Source organism: Bradyrhizobium sp. Ken51, from assembly GCF_055807435.1.
Genome location: NZ_JBVVPB010000013.1, coordinates 115,718 through 131,971 on the forward strand (window position 1 = coordinate 115,718; position 16,254 = coordinate 131,971).

Sequence of the window (16,254 nt, forward strand, 5' to 3'; positions counted from 1 at the left end):
GCCGTGAACCAGCCAGCCGTATCGCCGACGCTCGACACGCTGTTTCAGCGCACGCTGATGCGGCAGCCGCACGCGACCGCTCTGCTCGACCCGCTGAACAAGTTCCGCGTGACCGGGCACCAGCCGCGGCGGATGAGCTATGCCGAGGCTGACACGGCCATCGAGGCGCTGTCGGCGTATTTCGTCGAATCAGGCCTGCCGGCCAATTCCGTCATCGCCATCCAGCTGCCGAATACGGTCGAGTTCGTACTCACCGTCCTCGCCGCCCATCGCGCGGGACTCGTCGTCGCCGTGCTGCCGCTGCTCTGGCGCCATGCCGAACTGACCGCCGCTCTGAACCGCACCGCGGCGCGCGCCATCGTCACCATGAGCAAGGTCGACGGCGTCAACTATGCCGACCTCGCAATGCATGCGGCCGCGGAAGCCTTCTCGATCCGCCATGTCTGCGGCTTCGGCACCGACCTGCCCGAAGGCTTGGCCTCGCTCGACGACGTCTTGGCCCGTCCGCCCGGCACCGCGCGCGCCGTGATTCAGGATGGCCGCAAGGCGGCGATGATCTCCTTCGACGTCACCGCGGAAGGCTTTCGTCCGGTGCCACGGCCGCATTTCAGCCTGATCGCCGGTGGGCTCGCGATGTCGCTGGAAGCCGACATCAGGCAAGGCGCGACCGTGATGGCGGCGTTCACGCCGATGTCGTTCGCAGGGCTCGCCTCCTCGCTCGCGGTGTGGCTGCTGTGCGGCGGCACACTGGCGCTGCATCATCCGTTCGAGAACGACGTGCTGGAGCAGCAGATCAACGCGCACGAATGCGACGTGCTGATCGCACCGGCGCAATTTGCCCAGCGGCTCGGCGATTCCGATCTCGCGGCGCGGATGCCGACCTTGCGCAACGTCATCGGCCTGTGGCGCGCCCCCGAGCAGGTGGCGGCGAGCGAGGCATGGATCGCGCCGCACGCGCCGTTCACGGACGTCTATCTGTTCGGCGAGGCCGGATTGTTCGGCGCCCGGCGTGGCGAAGACGGCATGCCGGTGCCGGTGATGCCGGGACCGCACGGCGCGCCGCGCGAGCAGTCGGGTTCGTCGATCGCCGGCGAGATTCTGCTGACGCCGAAAGGCACGCTCGGCCTGCGCGGCCCGATGGTGCCGATCGCGGCCTACGCCCCGCCGCCGCCGGTCGGCGACACCCTGATCGCGCAGCCGCCACGCGACTATGTCGATACCGGCTATGCCGCGCGGCTCGACCGTCCCAGCGGCGCGATCTGCATCACCGCGCCGCCCTCCGGGATCATGGCGGTCGGCGGCTACCGCTTCCTCTCCAACGACCTCCAGGAATGGGCGCGACGGCTCGGCCAGGGTGCGCTGCTGACCGCGCTGCCCGACCGGCTCTCCGGTCACCGGCTCGCGGGCCGCGCCCAGGACAATGCCCGCGCCCGCGAGGCGCTCAGCGAACTCGGGCTTAACCCGCTGATGGTCGAAGCTTTTCGCGATCGATCCGGGCCGGTCTAAGCGAAGTTTCGACCGTTCCATTGACGCTGCATTAAGGCGGCCGGACTAGATTGCGCGGCACCTGTCGCGTGATCAGAGTCTCTCGATGTCCCAGGCTGGCCCGATCCTGTTTGTGTCCAATGGCGAACGGCCGGCCTTCATTGCGGCGCTGGACGAGGCGCGATTCTTCCCCGTGATCGACACCGGCTGGGCCGGCGCGGTGCGCGCGGTCGAAGAGGTGCAGCCGGCCGTGGTTCTCGCCGCGATGCATGCCGGGCACGAGCCGCATCTGGCGTTGCTCGCCAGGAAGATCGCGGAGCAATCACCCTACCTCCCCTTCGTGGCGCTGGATGCGGCGGGCGCGCTCCCGCACAACGCCCTGCCTTTCTCCTCCTCGCGCGGCGGCCATTCCGAACGCCTGATTGCGCGGCTTCGCGCCGCGCTGCGCATTCGCACCCTTCATGCCACGGTGCTGCGCCGGCTGCCCGAGGTGAAAGTCGCGCTACCGGAGGCCGATCCCGCACGCGATGCTACGGTGCTTCTGATCGGCCGCGGCTCGGCTTACCCTGCGCTTTCCGTCGCGCTCGGCGAGCGCGTCGGCGTCGTCGGAGCGCTCTCGATCGAGGCCGCGGCCAAGCATCTCAACACCCGCGACCTCGACGGCGTCGTGCTCGCCGAAGGTTTTACCGCCCGCGTGACCGATGCCTTCCTCACGGTGCTCGCCGAGGACACCCGCTTCCGCAGCCTCCCCGTGATCCTCACCGCGCATCAGTTGACGCAGACCTACGACCTGCCCAATCTCGAACTGATCCCGGGCGAGCCGGCGAAAGTCGCCGCCAACGCACTGCCCCTGATCCGCCAGCACGCGATGGAAGCTCAGCTGAGCCGCACGCTGCGCTCGATCGATGCCGGCGGCTGGCTCGACCCGCGCAGTGGCCTGCTCACGGTGGAAGCTTTTGCGCGCGATTTTGCCAAGGCGGTCGAGCAGACGCTGGCCCGCGGCGGCGGCCTCTCGGTCGCGCGCTTCGCCTTCGACCCCGGCAATTCCCGCGCCCAGCTCGATGCCGCGCGTATTCTCAGCCGCCTGATGCGGCAGATGGATTTTGGCGCGGCGCAGAAGGACGGTTCGGTCATCGTCGTGTTCGCGGAGACCGACTTCCGCACCGCGCACATGATCGCCCGCCGTCTCTCCGCGGTGATGCGGCACACCTCGAACGGCAAGCACGAGATGCGCAGCGATCCCGTCGTCTCGGTGGATTCGCTCTCGCCGTCGGATACGGCAAGGTCGCTGCTCGGAAGGCTGTCGGCCGACGCCTCACGCGCGGCGTCGTAGGTACCTCGCGAGCTGCCACAACAAACACCGTCATTGCGAGCGTAGCGAAGCAATCCAGACTGTCTCCGCAGAGGGACTCTGGATTGCTTCGCTGCGCTCGCAATGACGTGGTGAGACCTGAAGCCTCACGCCGCCTTCTTGCTCTGCGCGAGCTGTGCCAGCTGGCGCATGATCTCGGTGGTGCCGGCCAGACGATCTTCCGGCGTTTCCCAATCCTGCAGGAACACCACCTTCATGTCCGGCCGCACCTTCGCGGCCTGGCCGTGGCTGCGGATGAAGCTCACCAGGCGATCGGGATGGGCAAACGAATTGTCGCGGAAGGCGATAACGGCGCCCTTCGGGCCGGCATCGATCTTGCCGACATTTGCCTGACGGCAGAACGCCTTGATCGCGGCGACCTTGAACAAATAGCGCACCTCGTCCGGCAGCACGCCGAAACGATCGCGCATCTCGGCGCCGAAGTTCTCGATCTCCTCCTCGCTGTCGAGGTCGGCGAGCCGGCGGTAGAGCGACAGCCGCACCGAGAGATCGCCGACATAGTCCTCCGGAATCAGCACGGGCATGCCGATGGTGATGGTCGGCGACCAGCGATCGGCGGCGGGCTCCGACACGCCGGCCTTGAGGTTGACGATCGCCTCCTCCAGCATCGACTGGTAGAGTTCGAAGCCGACCTCCTTGATATGGCCGGACTGCTGCTCGCCCAGAATGTTGCCGGCGCCGCGGATATCGAGGTCGTGCGAGGCGAGCTGGAAGCCCGCGCCCAGCGTCTCCAGCGATTGCAGAACGGTGAGCCGGCGCTCGGCCTGCGCCGTGATCTTCTGCTGCGCCGGCAGCGTGAACAGCGCATAGGCCCGCAGCTTGGAACGGCCGACGCGGCCGCGGAGCTGATAGAGCTGGGCGAGGCCGAACATGTCCGCGCGATGCACGATCAGCGTGTTGGCGTTGGGGATGTCGAGGCCGGATTCCACGATCGTGGTCGACAGCAGGATGTCGAACTTGCCATCGTAGAACGCGGTCATGATGTCCTCGATCACGGCGGGCGGCATCTGCCCGTGCGCGACCGCGACCTTCATCTCCGGCACGTTCTTGTCGAGGAAGTCCTTGACCTCGGCGAGGTCGTCGATGCGCGGCACCACGTAGAACGCCTGGCCGCCGCGATAGCGCTCGCGCAGCAGCGCCTCGCGGATCATCAAGGGGTCGTGCGGGGCGACGAAGGTGCGGACCGCGAGGCGGTCGACCGGCGGCGATGCGATGATCGAGAGCTCGCGCACGCCAGTGAGCGCCAGCTGGAGCGTGCGCGGGATCGGCGTCGCCGACAGCGTCAGCACGTGCACCTCGGCGCGGAGCTGCTTCAGCCGCTCCTTGTGGGTGACACCGAAATGCTGCTCCTCGTCGACGATCAGCAGGCCGAGATCCCTGAACTTGATCGACTTGCTGAGCAGCGCATGCGTGCCGACGACGATGTCGACCGAGCCGTCGGTGAGCCCTTTCTTGACCAGATTGAGCTGCTTGGCCGGGACCAGGCGGGAGGCCTGCGCGACCTGGACCGGGAAACCCTTGAAACGGTCGGTGAACGTCTTGTGATGCTGACGGGCGAGCAGCGTGGTCGGCACCACGACCGCGACCTGCTTGCCTTCGAGCGCCACGGCGAAGGCGGCGCGCAAGGCCACCTCGGTCTTGCCGAAGCCGACGTCGCCGCAAATCAGCCGGTCCATGGGACGGCCGAGCTCGAGGTCCTTCAGCGTGGACTCGATCGCGCCAAGCTGATCCTCGGTCTCGTCATAGGGGAAGCGCGCGCAGAACTCGTCGTAGAGGCCCGGCTGCACCGGCAGCTTCGGCGCCTCGTGCAGGTGGCGCTCGGCGGCGATCTTGATCAGGTCGCCCGCGATCTCGCGGATGCGGTTCTTGAGCTTGGCCTTGCGCGTCTGCCAACCCGAGCCGCCGAGACGATCGAGTTCGACCGAGGTCTGGTCGGAGCCATAGCGCGACAGCAGCTCGATGTTCTCGACCGGCAGGAACAGTTTTGTCTCGGCGGCATAATGCAGCTCGAGGCAGTCATGGGGCGCGCCGGCGACGTCGAGCGTCTGCAGGCCGATGAAGCGGCCGATACCGTGATCGACGTGGACCACGATGTCGCCGGCGGCGAGGCTCGTCACCTCCGAGATGAAATTGTCGAGCTTGCGGTTCGCCTTGCGCGGCCGGACCAGGCGATCGCCAAGGATGTCCTGCTCGCTGATGACAGCGATCTCGTCGGTCTCGAAACCGCTTTCCAGGCCGAGCACGGCCAGCATGGTCTCGTTGCGCGGGGTGGCCTGCACCGTGCGCCAGCTGTTGACGCTGGTCACTGGGGTGAGCTTGTGATCGCGCAGCATCGAGGTCATGCGGTCGCGCGAGCCCTCCGTCCAGAGCGCGATGACCACCTTCTTGCGGCTTGTCAGCAGCACATGCACATGTGCGACGACGGCTTCGAAGACGTTGACCTTGCTATCGTTGCGCTCCGGCGCGAAGTCGCGGCCCTTGCGTGCGCCGGCATCGACCACGCTGGTACCATCTGCAGGCACCGAAAACTGCGTCAGCCGCACCAGCGGCATCCCGCTCTCGCGCTTGCCCCACTCCTCCTCGGTCAAATAGAGCCTGTCAGGCGGCAGCGGCTTGTAGATGGCGCCGCCGCCCGGATGCTCCATCGCGTCGCGGCGGGCCTGGTAATAATCGAGGATCTGCTTGAAGCGCTCGCGGATGGCATCCTCGGCCTGCGGCTCGATCGCGACGGCTGCCCCTTGCAGATAGTCGAACAGCGTGTCCATCCGGTCCTGGAACAGCGGCAGCCAGTGCTCCATGCCAGGATGGCGGCGGCCCTCGCTGACGGCTTCGTAGAGCGCGTCGTCGCGTTCGGGTGCGCCGAACTCGGCGACATAACCCATGCGAAAGCGGCGGATGGTGTCGGTGACGAGCTGGAATTCGGAGATCGGCACGAGATTGAGCGCGCGCATGTCGAGCAGCGTGCGCTGGGTCTCGGCATCGAAGGTGCGGATCGATTCCAGGCTGTCGCCGAAGAAGTCGAAGCGGACCGGCTGTTCCAGGCCGGCCGGAAACAGGTCCAGAATGCCGCCGCGCACGGCGTATTCGCCGGGCTCGCGCACGGTCGAGGAGCGGTTGTAGCCGTTGTGTTCGAGCCAGGCCACGATGGTGTCCATCGGCACGACGTTGCCCGGCGCGACCGACAGCGCCTGCGCCGCGACGAGCTCGCGCGCCGGCACGCGCTGGACGACCGCGTTCACCGTGGTCAGCACGATCAGGGGCTTGTCGCTGCCGGTCAGTGACGCCAGGCGTGCCAGCGTCGTCAGGCGCTGGGCGAGAACGCCGCCATGCGGCGAGACGCGGTCATAGGGCTGGCAGTCCCAGGCGGGGAAAGTCAGCACGGGCAAATCGGGCGCGAAGAATTGCAGCGCACGTTCGAGCTGCTGCATCCGCGGCCCGTCGCGGCAGATCACCGCGAGGCTGACAGCCGGCTTCTTCGGCCGCGCCGCGATGGCGCGCGCGAGATCGGAAACGACGAGGCCCTCGGCGCCCTCGGCGACATTGGCAAGCGTCAGCGCGCGGCCGGGCGTGAGCAGCTCGGCCGGCGATTTCATCCCCTGCTTCATACGTCGCGGTCCGCGATCGGAAACGCCTTGATGCGCGCAAACAGCGGGCCGATGACTTCGGCGGGAAGCACCTTGTCGCCGGTGATGGCGGCATAGAGGTCGGGATCGGCCTCTTCGAGCAGGGTCTCGAGCTGCGTCAGTTCGTCATCGGACAGATTGCCGATCTCGGCATCCGCGAAGCGGCCGAGGATCAGGTCCATCTCGCGCGTGCCGCGGTGCCAGCAGCGGAACAGAAGCCGCTTGCGGCGGTCGTCCAGCCCGTTGCTCGATCGTGTCGTTCCCGTCATGTCTCAATTCCAGTCAAACGCCAAAAGCCCGGACGTGCCGGGCCGGGGTGATATAGCCACTCGGGCGGGCCCTGTCAGCCCTCGATTTGTCATGGCCCGGTGCCGCCGCGGGGAAACGAAAAAACACGTGGATGCTGGGCATAAAGCCGGGCATGACGAGCGAAAACGATCCTAGGTTCGCCTGATGCGCCCCAGCCTGCTCAATCCGCTGTTTGCCCCCGTGACCAGCCTCTCCGGCGTCGGTCCGAAGCAGGACAAGCTGCTGCAATATCTGCTCAGCCGCAATGAGACGCCGCGGCTGATCGATCTGTTGCTGCATCTGCCGAGCCAGGTCATCGACCGCCGCGCCCGGCCGAAGATCCGCGACGCCGCGCAGGGAACCATGGTGACGCTGGAGGTCACCGTCGACCGCCACCGCCCGCCCCCGCCACGCAATGCGCGCGCGCCGTATCTGGTTTACGCCAGCGACGATACCGGCGACGTCGTGCTGACGTTCTTCCGCGCCAAGCCCGGCTATGTCGAGAAGCTGCTGCCGATTGGCGAGAAGCGCTTCGTCTCCGGCACGCTCCAGATGTATGACGGCATTCCGCAGATCGTGCATCCCGACCGGGTGCTGGACGAGGAGGCGATTTCAAAACTCTCCGGCATCGATCCCGTCTATCCCTTGACCGAAGGCCTCGCACTCGGCTCGCTTCGCCGTGCGGTCGCGCAGGCGCTGCAGAAGCTGCCGGCGCTACCGGAATGGATCAGTCCGGAAGTGCTGCGCCGCTGCGGCTTCCCGCCGATCGCCGAGGCGCTCACCCGCGTGCATCAGCCGGTGGAGCTCACCGACATTCTGCCCGACCAGCCGTTCTGGTCCCGGCTCGCCTTCGACGAGTTGCTCGCCGGCCAGCTGGCCCTTGCCTTGATCCGCGCCCAATTGCGTCGCCCGGCCGGCGTGCGCAATGCCGGCGATGGGCAGCTCCGCAACAAGATCATCGATGCCCTGCCCTATGCGCTGACGTCATCCCAGCGCGACGCAGCAGCCGCAATCGCCAATGATCTGCAACAGCCGGTGCGCATGTTGCGTCTGCTCCAGGGCGACGTCGGCTCCGGCAAGACCGTGGTCGCGCTGCTCGCCGCCGCTGCCGTCACCGAGGTCGGCAAGCAAGCGGCGCTAATGGCGCCGACCGAAATTCTGGCCCGTCAGCACATCAAGACCATCGCACCGCTCGCAGAGCGCGCGGGCATGCGGGTCGCGATCCTCACCGGCCGCGAAAAGGGCAAGGAGCGGCGGGAACTGCTGGCACAACTCGAAGCCGGCGAGATCGATCTGCTCGTCGGCACCCATGCGCTGATCCAGGACGACGTGATCTTCAAGGATCTCGCCCTCGCCGTCGTTGACGAACAGCATCGTTTTGGTGTGCGCGAGCGGCTGGCGCTGACGTCAAAGGGCGAGGCAGTCGACGTACTGGTGCTGAGCGCCACGCCGATCCCGCGCACGCTGGTGCTGACTTATTTCGGCGACATGGACATCAGCGAGCTCAGGGAGAAACCCGCCGGCCGCCAGCCGATCGAAACCCGCACCATCTCGATGAGCCGCCTCGGCGAGGTCACCGACAGCATCGGCCGCGCGCTCGAATCCGGCAAGCTGGCCTACTGGATCTGCCCACTGGTCGAGGAATCCGAGGCCGAGGGTACCGAGCACCTGACCAATGCGACCAAGCGCTTCGAAACTCTGCAAAAGCGTTTCGGCGACCGTGTCGGCCTCGTCCACGGCCAGATGAAGGGCACCGAGAAGGACCGCGTGATGGGCCAGTTCGCCGCCCACGAGATCGGTCTGCTGGTCGCGACCACCGTGGTCGAGGTCGGTGTCGACGTGCCGGCGGCGACCATCATGGTGATCGAGAACGCCGAACGCTTTGGGCTCGCCCAGCTTCATCAATTGCGCGGCCGCATCGGGCGCGGCTCGGAAGCCTCGACCTGTCTTCTGCTCTACTCCGATCCGCTCGGCGAGATGTCGAAGGCACGGCTCAAGGTGATCCGCGAGACCACCGACGGTTTTCGCATTGCCGAGGAAGATCTGAAGCTGCGCGGCGAAGGCGATGTGCTCGGCGTGCGCCAGAGCGGCCTGCCCGGCTACCGCATCGCCCGCTCCGAGGTGCACGGCCAGCTCATCACGCAGGCCCGCGACGAGGCGCTGCGCATCCTGAAGGACGATCCGAAACTCAAGGGCGAGCGCGGCGAGGCGCTGCGATGCCTGCTGTATCTGTATGAGCGCGATGAAGCGATCCCGCTGATCGGGGCGGGTTAGCTGACCGCTCTCTGCCGCCCGATCTCGTAGGCCGCCACATGCGCCCGGGCGAGATCCAGCAGGGGCGTGTCGATGCCGAGCATACGGGCGCGATTGGCCATATCGCCAAGGATATGCTCGGCCTCGGTGATCGAGCCACGCTCGATATCACGCAGCATCGAGGCCTTGAGCGGGGAGTCTGGAGTCGTGAACAGTTTTCGGTCAAACTCGATGAAAGGCGCTCGCGGCTCAAAACCCGAGGCGGTCGCGACGGCGCAGCATTCGGCGAACAGTCGGAAGATGGATTGCTCGCCGTTCGGCACGGCCAGAATGTCTCCGATGCTTGCACGCATCAGGCAGGTGATGCCGGCGAGCGTCGAGAGCTGGACGAATTTCTCCCACATGTCCTGCATGATCGCTTCGCTGGCGCGCACGTCGATACCGGGCACGTGCAGCAGCGTCTCCAGGGCCAGCACACGCTCGCTCAATGAACCCTCGATCTCGCCGAACACGATGGTCTGATTGGCCATGAACTGAACGACACGGCCATCCGCATCGAGCCCGGCACTGACGTTCGCAAGCCCGCCGAGCACCTGCGCGGCGCCGAACCGCACAGTCAGTGCGTCGACATGTTTCAACCCGTTGAGGATCGGCAAAATCATCGTGTTGGCGCCGACCGCTGGGGCAAACTGGGCCATCGCATCGTCGAGCGAGTAGGATTTCACGCCGACGAGCACGACGTCGAACGTTTCCTTGAGATCGTTGGCCAGGATGACCTTCGGCTGCACGGCGAAATCGCCGTGCGGGCTCACGACCTGCAATCCATTCCGCCGCAATTGCTCCGCACGCCCAGCCCGCACCAGAAAGGTCACGTCGCCGCCGGCTCGGACCAGGCGCGCTCCGTAATAACCTCCGAGCGCACCCGCGCCAATCACAAGTACTCTCATTCGAACTCCCGTTGCGGAGGAATTGCCTCCGCAGAAACAATAACAGATGGGCCACGCGCCGTCTCCTCCTCGTCATTGCGAGCGCAGCGACTTGTCCGCCGAAGCTTTAGCGAAGGCGGAAGAAATCCAGAATCTTTCCGCCGAGGGACTCTGGATTGCTGCGCTTCGCTCGCAATGACGATGCGGATAAGCCCGGCTCTTAAGACTCCCCCTTTCATCGCGGCTGGCTTTGTGAAATCTTCCCATCATGCGCCGGATCATCGTCGTAGGCTGTCAGGGTAGCGGAAAGACGAGCCTCTCCCGGAATCTCGGGCGAATGCTCGGGCTGCCCGTGGTGCATCTCGACGTGCTCTACTGGCGGCCGGGATGGAAGCCATCCGACAAACCGAGCTTCCGGGCGCGTGTCACCGATGCGATCGCGGGCGACGAATGGGTTGTCGACGGCAGCTTCTCGGGACTCGCATTCGATCTCACACTCGCGCGTGCCGATACGCTGGTCGTCATCGACCGCCCGCGCTGGCTCTGCCAGTGGCGCATTCTCCTGCGCTCCGCCCTTGATCGCGACAAGACCCGGCCTGACCTCCCGGAAGGGTGCCCCGAACAGTTCGACTGGAAATTGATGCGCGAGGCGTGGCGCTACGACACCGAGCGCGCGCCGGTCATCGAGGCCGAGCGTGTGCAGTACGGTGCTGACGTCCCGGTCGTGCGCTTGAGACGCGATCGGGACATCCAGGGTTTTCTGGATTCGGTGCACGGCAGATGATCGATGGCCGTGACGTGAGACCGGACGATCAGGATTTCTTCTGCGCGATACGCGCGGCGAATGCCTTCATCAGGTCGGTATCCGCTGCGTCGCCTTTGGCGTCCTCGGCGAGATGCTCGAACCAGCGCGCAAAGCCTTCGTAAACTTGGCTCGCCGGATGATCGGGGCCGAGGAAGCCGGAAATCTCCCGCATCTCCGCGACCCAGCGATAGGCTTTCGGGATCATGTCCGGCAGCGCGACTTCGAGCCGGGCCAGAACCGCGGGCTGGCTGAGCGCGAGTTCGTCGCGCAGCGCATCGGCCGCGCCCGCTTTCGTTGCCGCGACCACCATCGCCGAGCCGATGCCGGCGAGGCCCTTGACGATCCCGGCATATGACATTTTCAGCGCGGACGCGGCACCGACCGGCCCTTCGACGATCCGCACGTCGAGCCCGAGATCCTTCAGCACGGTGACGTCCTTGGCGTGCTCGCCGGACATGTAGAAGGCCGGGCTCTTGCCGCCGGGCTCGGGCGGGAACCCGATGATGCCGGCATCGACGAACGGCGCCTGTGCCGAGGCGATGATCTCCTCGATCCTCATCACGGTATCGACGTTGACGGCATTGCAATCGACCACGACCGGCTTCTTCTCGCGCCGGACGATCAGCCCCGCCAGCCGCTCGGCGAGCGCCACGGCTTCGCCCGGCGGCACGATCGAGAGGATGATGTCGGCGTCCGCGATCGCGTCGTCCTCGGCGCCGATCATGCCGGCATCCGCCGCGCGTTTGCGCGTCGCCTCGCTCCGCCCATTCAACGACGTCAGCACCCGCGCACCGTGCTCGCCGAGACGTTGGGCCACCGCACTGCCCATGGCACCGGGCGCGAGGATCGCAATGGTTTTGGACATCGTGCACTCCAGATCGAATTCCGAGCAATGCGCTCGGTTCAACCGGAGACTAGCAGAGGACGGGACGCCCGCGTGATCGGCGGCCATCCCGCAGAGGAATGGCCCTACTCCACCTTCGCAGGCTGAGGCTGGAGCGCCGAGGCGTTGGCAATACGCGCGGCATTCGCCATGCCCGCCAGCGCCGCTGCCTTCTTCGAATCGGGCGCCGAGCCCGGCTGCACCACGCCGGCCGACATGATCAACGTCGCGGCGTCCTCGGTGCTCATGTCGACCTCGACGATCTTGCTCTTCGGCACGTAGAAGAAGAAGCCGGTCGTCGGGTTCGGCGAGCACGGCAGGAACACCGAGACGTGCTCCTCCTGACCCGGCAGGCTGCGGGAGACATCCTCGTTCGGCGATTGCGAGATCAGCACGATCGACCACATGCCCGGCGAGGGAAACTCGACCAGGCCGACTTTGCGGAAGCTCGAGCCCTTGCCCGAGAACAGCGTCTCGAACACCTGCTTCAGGCCACGGTAGATGGCGCGCACCGCCGGGATCCGGCCGAGGAAGGTCTCGCCGACATCGACCAGCGTTCGGCCGATGAGATTGGCCGCGAGGAAGCCGACCAGAGTCAGCGTGAAGAATGCGACGATCAGTCCCCATCCGGGGATGACGTACGGCATGTAGGTTTCGGGTCGGTAGGCCAGCGGCACGAACGGCCGCACCACGCCATCAACCCAGGTGACGAACCACCAGACCAGATAAAAGGTGATCGCGACCGGTCCCGTCACCACGAGACCGGTGAGAAAATAATTGCGGAAGCGGCCCATCAGGCCGGTATGCGGCTCCGGCAGGGGATCAAGAGGCGCAGGCGCGTCGTCACGGGGGTTCATTCGGGTTCCAGGTCGGTCGCTTCGTCCAAGCTAGGGTCTTCTAGCAGGTTTTGGAAGACCACGAAGCGTTCCGGCCCGGCCCTTCTGCCTATTCCACCGTCACGGATTTCGCGAGGTTGCGCGGCTGGTCGACATCGGTCCCCATGATCACCGCCGTATGATAGGCGAGCAGCTGAACGGGGACGGCATAGACCATCGGCGTGAACGCTGCCGCCATATCAGGCATGACGATGGTGACGAGGGACTCGACGGTCGCCTCCGCCACGCCTTTGGCATCGGTCATCAGGATGATCTTGCCGCCGCGAGCGGCGACCTCCTGCATGTTGGAGACGGTCTTCTCGAACACACGGTCGTAGGGCGCGATAACGACGACCGGCATGGTCTCGTCGATCAGCGCGATCGGCCCGTGCTTGAGCTCGCCGGCGGCATAGCCCTCGGCGTGGATGTAGGAGATCTCCTTCAGCTTCAACGCGCCTTCGAGCGCGAGCGGGAAACTGGTGCCGCGGCCGAGATAGAGCACGTCACGCGATTTGGCGATCTCGCGGGCGAGCTTCTCGATCTGGACCTCGGTGGTGAGCGCATCCGACATCAAACGCGGGATCTCGACGAGCCCGTGGACGAGCTTGGTCTCGTCCTCGTCGGACAGTTCGCCGCGGGCCTTGCCGGCCGCGATCGCAAGATTTGCCAGCACCATGAGCTGGCAGGTGAAGGCCTTGGTCGAGGCGACGCCGATCTCCGGGCCGGCCAGCGTTTGCAGCACGGTCTCGCTTTCGCGCGCGATCGTCGAGGTCGGCACGTTGACGACGGCCACCGTGTGCACGCCTTCGGCCTTGGCGTAGCGCAGCGCAGCCAAGGTGTCGGCGGTCTCGCCCGATTGCGAGATGAAGATGGCGAGATCACCCTTGCGCAAGGGCGCCTCGCGGTAGCGGAATTCGGAAGCGACATCGACCTCGACCGGCACGCGCGCGAAACGCTCGAACCAGTATTTTGCGACGAACCCGGCGTAGCTCGCGGTGCCGCAGGCCGTGATGTTGATGCGTTGGATATTCTTGAAGTCGAACGGCAGCTTGACCGGCAGCGAGACGCGCTCGGTCGCCATGTCGACATAGCGTGCCAGCGTGTGGCCGACCACTTCCGGCTGCTCGTGGATCTCCTTGGCCATGAAGTGGCGGTAATTGGCCTTGTCGACCAGCGAGGTCGAGGCGGCGTGCTTGGTCTTCTCGCGCTGGACGGCGTGGCCGTCCTTGTCGAAGATCGCAGCGCTCGTGTGGGTCAGCACGACCCAGTCGCCGTCCTCGAGATAGCTGATCGTGTCGGTGAACGGCCCGAGCGCGATGGCGTCGGAGCCGAGATACATCTCGCCGTCACCATAGCCGATCGCGAGCGGCGGACCGTTGCGGGCGCCGATCATCAAATCGTCCTCGCCGGCGAAGATGAAGCCGAGCGCGAACGCGCCGCGCAGCCGCGCCAGCGCCAATTTCACCGCTTCCACCGGCTTGTTGCCGCGCGTGAGCAGATCGTCGACGAGATGCAGCACGATCTCGGTGTCGGTCTGGGTGTGGAACACCGTGCCTTTCTTCTCGAGCTCCTCGCGCAGCTCGCGGAAATTCTCGATGATGCCGTTGTGAACCACGGCGACACGCTCGGTCGCGTGCGGGTGCGCATTGTTCACGGTCGGCTTGCCGTGGGTGGCCCAGCGGGTGTGACCGATTCCGGTCGTGCCCTTGAGCGGCTCGGCTTCCAGCCGCTTCTCCAGATTCTTCAGCTTGCCCTCGGCGCGGCGGCGCTCGAGATGCTTGCCTTCGAGCGTGGCGACGCCCGCGGAATCATAGCCGCGATATTCAAGACGTTTGAGCGAATCCACCAATTGCTCTGCAACCGGCTCGCGCCCGAGAATGCCGACAATCCCGCACATGCGGATCACTATCCCCCAAATCGTCGAAAAATCGCCTAAACGACGCGCTCGGTTTTTAGCGAAGTTCCTAAGGAACCAGATACTCAATAATTATTGCTGATTGAGACAGCACCGACGGCAACGAGCCTCGCCTGCGTCGAACTGGCTGGGCCATAAACCGCGCGCGTTAACTTGTTGTCAACAAATTTGGCCAACCCTCGCGTATCAAGGAGAGAGGCCATGAAAGGCTCATCCGACCGCAAAAGTCTGTCATCGATGTCTGTGCGCGCCAGCGAGACTACCGGCACGCACCTTGCGCACTGGCCGCCGCCCCAGCGCGGCAAGGAAAGCAAGCCCGTCTTCATCAAGCACGTCGCCGGCGAGCCGGCGAAGCGTGCCAAGCCGCGCGGCTGGCGCCTGACTCGCGCGATCTTCTCGGAATTCGCCGACGACGAATAGCGGCGCTCATTTTTCCGGCTTCTTGCCACCCGTCTTCATCTCGCGATAGCGCGCCGCGCCACCGTCGCGGATGGTCTGCGGGCTGCGCTCCAGCGCCATGGCGTCATCAGGCACGTCGCGCGTGATCACCGAGCCCGAGCCGATATAGGCGCCGTTGCCGATTGTAACAGGTGCGACCAGCGAGGAGTTGGTGCCGACGAACGCGCCCTGCCCGATGATCGTCTTGTGCTTCTTGAAGCCGTCGTAGTTGCAGGTGATGGTGCCGGCGCCGATGTTGGAATTGGCACCGATTGTGGCGTCTCCAATGTAGGAGAGATGGTTGACCTTGACGCCGGCCTCCAGCGTCGCGGCCTTGGTCTCCACGAAATTGCCGATGCGCGCGCCGTCGCCGAGCGAGGTGCCGGGCCGCAGCCGCGCATAGGGGCCGATGGAGACCTTCTTGCCGAGCGACGTCTCGACGATATGCGAAAAGGAATGGACCACCGTGCCGTCGCCGATCGAAACGCCGGGGCCGATCACAACGAAGGGCTCGATCGTCACGTCCTTGCCGAACACGGTATCCCCGGCGAGGTAGACGGTGTCGGGCGCGATCAGCGTCACGCCGGACTCCATCGCTGCCTTGCGCAACCGCGCCTGCATCACGCTTTCGGCCTCGGCGAGTTGCGCCTTGGTGTTGATGCCGCGCACTTCGTCCTCGCTGGTTTCGATCACCACGGCATCCCACCCCTGTTCGCTGATAATGCCGACCGCGTCGGTCAGATAATATTCGCCCTTGGAATTCGCATTGCCGATCTTGTCGAGGATCGCGAGCGCGCGGCGGCCGTCGATCGCCATGACCCCGGCATTACAGAGGTCGATCCTGCGCTCCTCGGCGCTGGCATCGGCCTGCTCGCGGATCGCGACCAGGCGGTCGCCCTCGACGATAAAGCGGCCATAGCCGGTGGGATCGGCGGCACGGAATCCGAGCGCCGCAATTGCGGCGCCTTTGGCCAGCGGCGCGCGCAGCCGCGCAAAGGTCTCGGCCGAGATCAGCGGCGTGTCGCCAAACGCAATCAGCAGATCATCCACGCCCCCCGCAATGGCATCACGCGCCGCCAGCACCGCATGCGCGGTGCCGAGCCGGTCCTGTTGCACGAAGGTGAGCGCGTCGGGGCGGATGCGCTTTGCTTCGTCCGCCACCGCCTGATGGTCGGGTCCGATCACGACCGCGAGCGAGGTGCCGGTTCCCCTGGGCGCCGCGGCAAGCACGTGGGCGAGCAGGCTCTGGTGCGCGACCGGATGCAGCACTTTCGGCAGGTGTGAGCGCATACGCGTGCCTTCGCCGGCGGCGAGCACGATCGTGAGGCTGGAACGGGCGGTCATCGAAATCCTGTCAATCGGCCGAATCGATCGGCGCCAGCGGGCGACGG

General features: G+C 65.9%; 12 protein-coding genes. 5 read left to right on the forward strand and 7 right to left on the reverse strand.

The genetic code is table 11. The features are described 5' to 3' along the window. Positions 1 to 3 precede the first annotated feature (3 nt). Positions 4 to 1,506, forward strand: a complete 1,503-nt coding sequence (locus AC0L27_RS22200) for an AMP-binding protein (RefSeq protein WP_473320361.1) — start codon at positions 4 to 6, stop codon at positions 1,504 to 1,506. Positions 1,507 to 1,591: 85 nt separating this feature from the next. Continuing rightward, the gene (locus AC0L27_RS22205) at positions 1,592 to 2,818 is read left to right on the forward strand and encodes a GGDEF domain-containing protein (RefSeq protein ID WP_354210033.1); all 1,227 of its coding nucleotides are present in this window, start codon (positions 1,592 to 1,594) and stop codon (positions 2,816 to 2,818) included. Positions 2,819 to 2,943: 125 nt separating this feature from the next. Here the strand turns inward: AC0L27_RS22205 and mfd are convergent, their stop codons facing one another. Both mfd and AC0L27_RS22215 read right to left on the reverse strand, forming a co-directional pair. Then, positions 2,944 to 6,462, reverse strand: coding sequence for a transcription-repair coupling factor (gene mfd / locus AC0L27_RS22210; protein WP_473320365.1), 3,519 nt, complete (start codon positions 6,460 to 6,462; stop codon positions 2,944 to 2,946). Further along, positions 6,459 to 6,749 carry an FAD assembly factor SdhE gene (locus AC0L27_RS22215; RefSeq protein WP_275171124.1) on the reverse strand — a complete coding sequence of 97 codons (291 nt, stop codon included), beginning with the start codon at positions 6,747 to 6,749 and terminating at the stop codon, positions 6,459 to 6,461. Before AC0L27_RS22215 ends, mfd begins: the two co-directional genes overlap by 4 nt. A gap of 184 nt (positions 6,750 to 6,933) precedes the next feature. Between AC0L27_RS22215 and recG the strand changes: the two genes are divergently transcribed. Then, complete coding sequence (gene recG, locus AC0L27_RS22220) at positions 6,934 to 9,042, forward strand: ATP-dependent DNA helicase RecG (RefSeq protein ID WP_473320368.1); 2,109 nt, start codon at positions 6,934 to 6,936, stop codon at positions 9,040 to 9,042. Here the strand turns inward: recG and panE are convergent. Then, on the reverse strand, positions 9,039 to 9,968 hold the full coding sequence (gene panE, locus AC0L27_RS22225; RefSeq protein ID WP_473320371.1) for a 2-dehydropantoate 2-reductase: 930 nt from the start codon (positions 9,966 to 9,968) through the stop codon (positions 9,039 to 9,041). The genes recG and panE overlap by 4 nt on opposite strands. 247 nt (positions 9,969 to 10,215) lie before the next feature. On the opposite strand from panE, the gene AC0L27_RS22230 reads away from it, so the two are divergent. After that, positions 10,216 to 10,731 carry a P-loop NTPase family protein gene (locus AC0L27_RS22230; RefSeq protein ID WP_473320373.1) on the forward strand — a complete coding sequence of 172 codons (516 nt, stop codon included), beginning with the start codon at positions 10,216 to 10,218 and terminating at the stop codon, positions 10,729 to 10,731. A gap of 28 nt (positions 10,732 to 10,759) precedes the next feature. On the opposite strand, the gene AC0L27_RS22235 is transcribed toward AC0L27_RS22230, so the two are convergent. The 3 genes from AC0L27_RS22235 to glmS form a co-directional block, all read right to left on the reverse strand. Continuing rightward, a complete protein-coding gene (locus AC0L27_RS22235) occupies positions 10,760 to 11,617 on the reverse strand; it encodes an NAD(P)-dependent oxidoreductase (protein ID WP_473320375.1) in 858 nt (285 codons plus the stop codon). Between the two features lie 104 nt (positions 11,618 to 11,721). After that, a complete protein-coding gene (locus AC0L27_RS22240; RefSeq protein WP_354210040.1) occupies positions 11,722 to 12,492 on the reverse strand; it encodes a DUF502 domain-containing protein in 771 nt (256 codons plus the stop codon). Positions 12,493 to 12,580: 88 nt separating this feature from the next. Beyond that, complete coding sequence (gene glmS / locus AC0L27_RS22245; protein ID WP_473320376.1) at positions 12,581 to 14,407, reverse strand: glutamine--fructose-6-phosphate transaminase (isomerizing); 1,827 nt, start codon at positions 14,405 to 14,407, stop codon at positions 12,581 to 12,583. 219 nt (positions 14,408 to 14,626) lie between these two features. Between glmS and AC0L27_RS22250 the strand changes: the two genes are divergently transcribed. Continuing rightward, positions 14,627 to 14,845, forward strand: coding sequence for a hypothetical protein (locus tag AC0L27_RS22250; RefSeq protein ID WP_106944786.1), 219 nt, complete (start codon positions 14,627 to 14,629; stop codon positions 14,843 to 14,845). A gap of 6 nt (positions 14,846 to 14,851) precedes the next feature. Here the strand turns inward: AC0L27_RS22250 and glmU are convergent, their stop codons facing one another. Beyond that, positions 14,852 to 16,207: a bifunctional UDP-N-acetylglucosamine diphosphorylase/glucosamine-1-phosphate N-acetyltransferase GlmU gene (glmU, locus tag AC0L27_RS22255; protein ID WP_473320378.1), complete on the reverse strand. Its 1,356-nt coding sequence runs from the start codon at positions 16,205 to 16,207 to the stop codon at positions 14,852 to 14,854. Positions 16,208 to 16,254: the final 47 nt, after the last annotated feature.